Consider the following 4,037-nt stretch of genomic DNA (forward strand, 5'->3'; position numbering starts at 1 on the left):
CGAGCGCACACCCTGGATGATGTCGGCATGGCGCAACCGGTCGAGCACCAGAACCGTGATCGCCGAGGGATCGACGCCCTTGGCCTTGGCGAGGCGGCGGACATTGTCGGCCGGCGAAGCATCGAGCTCGACGACGCCCTTGGGATAACCGGGACCGACCGCGAGCTTTTCCATGTAGACGTCGGGCGCATGCAGCAGCGTGCCGCCATCGGCCATCGCCATGGTGGCGATCGCGCCCGGCATGTTTTTCGCGCACAGCGTGGTGCCCTCGAGCGGGTCGACGGCGATGTCCACCTTGGGGCCGGCCTTGAGGCCGACGGTCTCGCCGATATAGAGCATCGGCGCCTCGTCGCGCTCACCCTCGCCGATCACCACCGTGCCCTCGATCGGCAGCTTGTTGAGCTCCCGGCGCATTGCGTCGACGGCGGCCTGGTCGGCCGCCTTCTCATTGCCGTGGCCGCGCAGCCGCGCGGCCGACACCGCCGCCCGCTCCGTCACCCGCACGAGTTCGAGCGTGAGGATGCGTTCGAGCAACAATTGCGGCGGGACGGAAATATGGGTCGACATCAGCAAACTCCTTCAAGCCACGCAGGCGAAGCTTACCCCCGCATAGCACTGCTTGACGCGCGATGTGCGCATTCAATTCTTCTCGATCCGGATCACCTGCGGCCGGCCCGAAATCACTCTGTCGCGCTGCACCGCGGAAAGCGCGCGGTACACGGCATCCTCATGGGTCGCATAGGTAATCAGGATGACCGGCACCGGCGCCGCCTTGGCCGGGACCGCCGTGGTGCTGCTGCCGTTGGGATGGCGCTGCACGATCGATTCGATCGAAATCTTCTGTTCCGCGAGCCGTGTCGCGATCGTCGCCGCGGTGCCGGCATGATCGCGCGCCAAAAGGCGGATGTAATAGCCGCCCTCGTGACGCTCCATCGGCGCCTTCGCGGTCTCCTGCAGGCGCTCGACCGGCCGGCCGAACGGCGCCGCGCGAATGCCGCGCGCGACGTCGGCGATGTCGGCGACGACGGCGGACGCGGTCGCGGCCCCGCCGGCGCCGGGCCCAACCAGCGTGATCGGCGGGATGCCTGTCCCATCGATGGTGAGGGCATTGGTCACGCCCATCACCTGCGCGATCGACGAGGTCTTTGGCACCATGGTCGGATGCACGCGCTGCTCGATGCCCTTGGCGGTACGCACCGCCACCCCGAGCAGTTTGACGCGATAACCGAGATCGGAGGCCGCACGGAGATCCTCCGGGGTGATTGAGGAGATGCCTTCGACATAAACCGCGCTCTGCGCGACCCTTGTGCCGAAGGCCAGGCTCGCGAGAATCGCCAGCTTCTGCGCGGTGTCGTGGCCGTCGATGTCGAAGGACGGGTCGGCCTCGGCATAGCCGAGACGCTGGGCGTCCTTCAGGCATTCGTCGAATGACAGGCCCTCCTGTTCCATCCGGGTCAGGATGTAATTGCAGGTGCCGTTGAGTATGCCGTAGACGCGATCGATGGCAGTGGCCGCAAGCCCCTCGCGCAGCGTCTTCACCACGGGAATCGCGGCGCCCACCGCGGCCTCGAAATTCAGCGCGCCGCCCTTCTGCTCGGCCAGTTTGGCGAGCCGCACACCATGCTTGGCCAGCAGAGCCTTGTTGGCCGTGACGACGGACTTGCCAGCCTTCAGCGCAGCCTCGACCGCCGACAGCGCCGGCTCCCCTGCTCCGCCCATCAGTTCGACGAAACAGTCGACCTCCGGATCGACGGCAAGCTCGAGCGGCGTCTTCGCCCAGGCGACGTCGGCCAACTCAAGGTCGCGCTTCTTCGCCTTGGACCGGGCGGTGACCGCCGTCACGCGCACGTTGCGGCCGCAGCGCGCGGACAGCGTGCGCGCCTGGGTCTCGATGAGGCGAACGACTTCGGCGCCCACGGTGCCGAGTCCCGCGATACCCACTTTCAGGGCTGCGACCATGACGTGAAACGACCTTGCGGAAGAAAATTACCGCCGGGTGGCGAGGGGAACCACGTTGTGCAACGTTTCGATGCCGCTTTCAAGGAAACGGCGCACCCCGCGCGCGGCCTGGCGAATGCGCTGCTCGTTTTCCACCATCGCGATCCGCACAAACCCCTCGCCATGCTCGCCAAAACCGACGCCGGGCGAGACCACAACCCCGGACTTTTCCACCATCAGGGTTGCAAACTGCATGCTGCCGACCCCTTCAAAGGCTTTTGGCAGCGGCGCCCAGGCGAACATCGACGCCTGCGGCGGCGGAATCTCCCATCCCGCCCGGGCAAACGATTCGACCAGCGTGTCGCGGCGCCTGCGATAGGTTTCGCGCATCTCGCGAATGCAATCGTCGGGTCCGTTGAGGGCGGCGGTTGCGGCAACCTGGACCGGCGTGAAGGCGCCGTAGTCGAGATAGGATTTGACCCGCGCCAGCGCCGCTATGATCCGCTCGTTGCCGACGGCAAAGCCCATGCGCCAGCCGGCCATCGAATAGGTTTTTGACATCGAGGTGAATTCGACTGTCACATCGACCGCACCCGGCACCTGCAGCACCGAGGGCGGTGGATTGGCGTCGTCGAAATAGACCTCGGCATAAGCGAGGTCAGACAGGATGATGCTCTCGTGCCGCTTCGCAAACGCGACGAGATCCCGGTAGAAATCGAGACTCGCAACATAGGCGGTCGGGTTACTCGGGTAGCAGACCACGAGCGCCAGCGGCTTTGGAATCGAGTGCAGGATGGCGCGTTCGACCGCCTCGAAGAATTGCGGGGTCGGTTCGGAGGGAACCGAACGGATCACGCCGCCCGCCATCAGGAAGCCGAAAGCGTGAATCGGATAGCTCGGATTCGGGCACAGGATGACGTCGCCGGGCGCCGTGATCGCCTGGGCCACGTTGGCAAAGCCCTCCTTCGACCCCAAGGTCGCCACGACCTGGGTTTCGGGGTTCAGCTTGACCCCGAAACGCCGCGCATAATAGGCGGCCTGGGCCTTGCGCAGCCCCGTAATGCCGCGCGAGGCGGAATAACGGTCGGTCCGCGGCTTGCCCAGCGTCTCCTTCAGTTTCTCCAGCACATGGAGCGGCGCCGGCAGATCCGGATTGCCCATGCCGAGGTCGATGATGTCGGCGCCGGCGTTCCGCGCGGCCGCCTTGGCCCGGTTCACTTGCTCGAAGACATAAGGCGGCAGGCGACGGATGCGGTAAAAATCTTCCATGGCTCCTTCACTCCGGCAACCGATCGGGCACGCCGCAAGCCAAACGACACCGCACAAGATTCTCGGACGCCTGATCCGTCCGGCACTATCCGTGCAAAATCAAAGACTTACGGCAAGCTCTGCAGGCGAGAACGACATCTCTCGCCGATCACTTTGCGATTGTTTGATACTTTTAGCATGGCGGGCCGGCCATTCCAGCCGTTAGACGGCCATCCCCTCAATCTTCGGCCCGGCTCTCGCCCGGCGGCGGCTTCGCCCGCCGCGTCTGTTTGGGCGGGCCAGCGTCCTTGTTAGCGGCCGCGGGGGGCGTCGGAGCCGTGGCTGTCGGAGCGGCCGCCGTGGCCTGGTGGTCCCGGGCCTTGAGCAGCTCGGCCTGAATCTTGGCCCGCTCCGCAGGGGGAATGACCTGCTCTTCGCGGTCAGGCGGCAGGTCGTGAACCGGCAGATAGCCGTTGGGCTCGTGCGGAGCCGGCGTATCGGCCGTGCTGCCGACCGGAAGATCGGCGATCGAGGTGGAACAACCGGCCAGCGCAAGCGTCATCGCGACGAGCGCGCCCAGAGAGAGCACACCGCCAAACCCTCGATCAATCACCTGACTTCGTCGGTCCGCCGCCATGGCCTTGTCAGAAGATTCCCTTGCACCATCCCGACCGGAGATTTCATCGACCGGTCTTGGCAACCAAGCCCGACGCATTGTCGCGCCGAAATGATCGGCTGCCGAACTGAAACTTGCCGTGGGACTTTAGTTTGTCCGAACCAAGGTAGTTTATCGCAATGCAACAGAAACGCGAAGCGTCATGATGCGTCATTCACCTGATAAATACTTTGAA

The 4,037-nt window shown here is 65.0% G+C and carries 4 protein-coding genes; all 4 read right to left on the bottom strand.

Features of this window, described 5'->3' with window-relative positions; all coding sequences use genetic code 11:
• Window positions 1-567, bottom strand: a 567-nt coding sequence (locus JOZ76_RS35635; protein ID WP_291706058.1) for a fructose-bisphosphatase class II, incomplete at its 3' end; no start/stop codon positions are given.
• Window positions 568-639: 72 nt separating this feature from the next.
• The gene (locus JOZ76_RS35640) at window positions 640-1,959 is read right to left on the bottom strand and encodes a homoserine dehydrogenase (RefSeq protein ID WP_291706059.1); all 1,320 of its coding nucleotides are present in this window, start codon (window positions 1,957-1,959) and stop codon (window positions 640-642) included.
• A gap of 27 nt (window positions 1,960-1,986) precedes the next feature.
• A complete protein-coding gene (locus tag JOZ76_RS35645) occupies window positions 1,987-3,207 on the bottom strand; it encodes an LL-diaminopimelate aminotransferase (protein ID WP_291706060.1) in 1,221 nt (406 codons plus the stop codon).
• Window positions 3,208-3,424: 217 nt separating this feature from the next.
• Window positions 3,425-3,799 (bottom strand): hypothetical protein, encoded by a 375-nt coding sequence (locus JOZ76_RS35650; RefSeq protein ID WP_366938668.1) that lies wholly within the window; start codon window positions 3,797-3,799, stop codon window positions 3,425-3,427.
• Between the last annotated feature and the right edge of the window lie 238 nt (window positions 3,800-4,037).

It is taken from the genome of Bradyrhizobium sp., assembly GCF_019244115.1.
Lineage (GTDB): Bacteria > Pseudomonadota > Alphaproteobacteria > Rhizobiales > Xanthobacteraceae > Bradyrhizobium.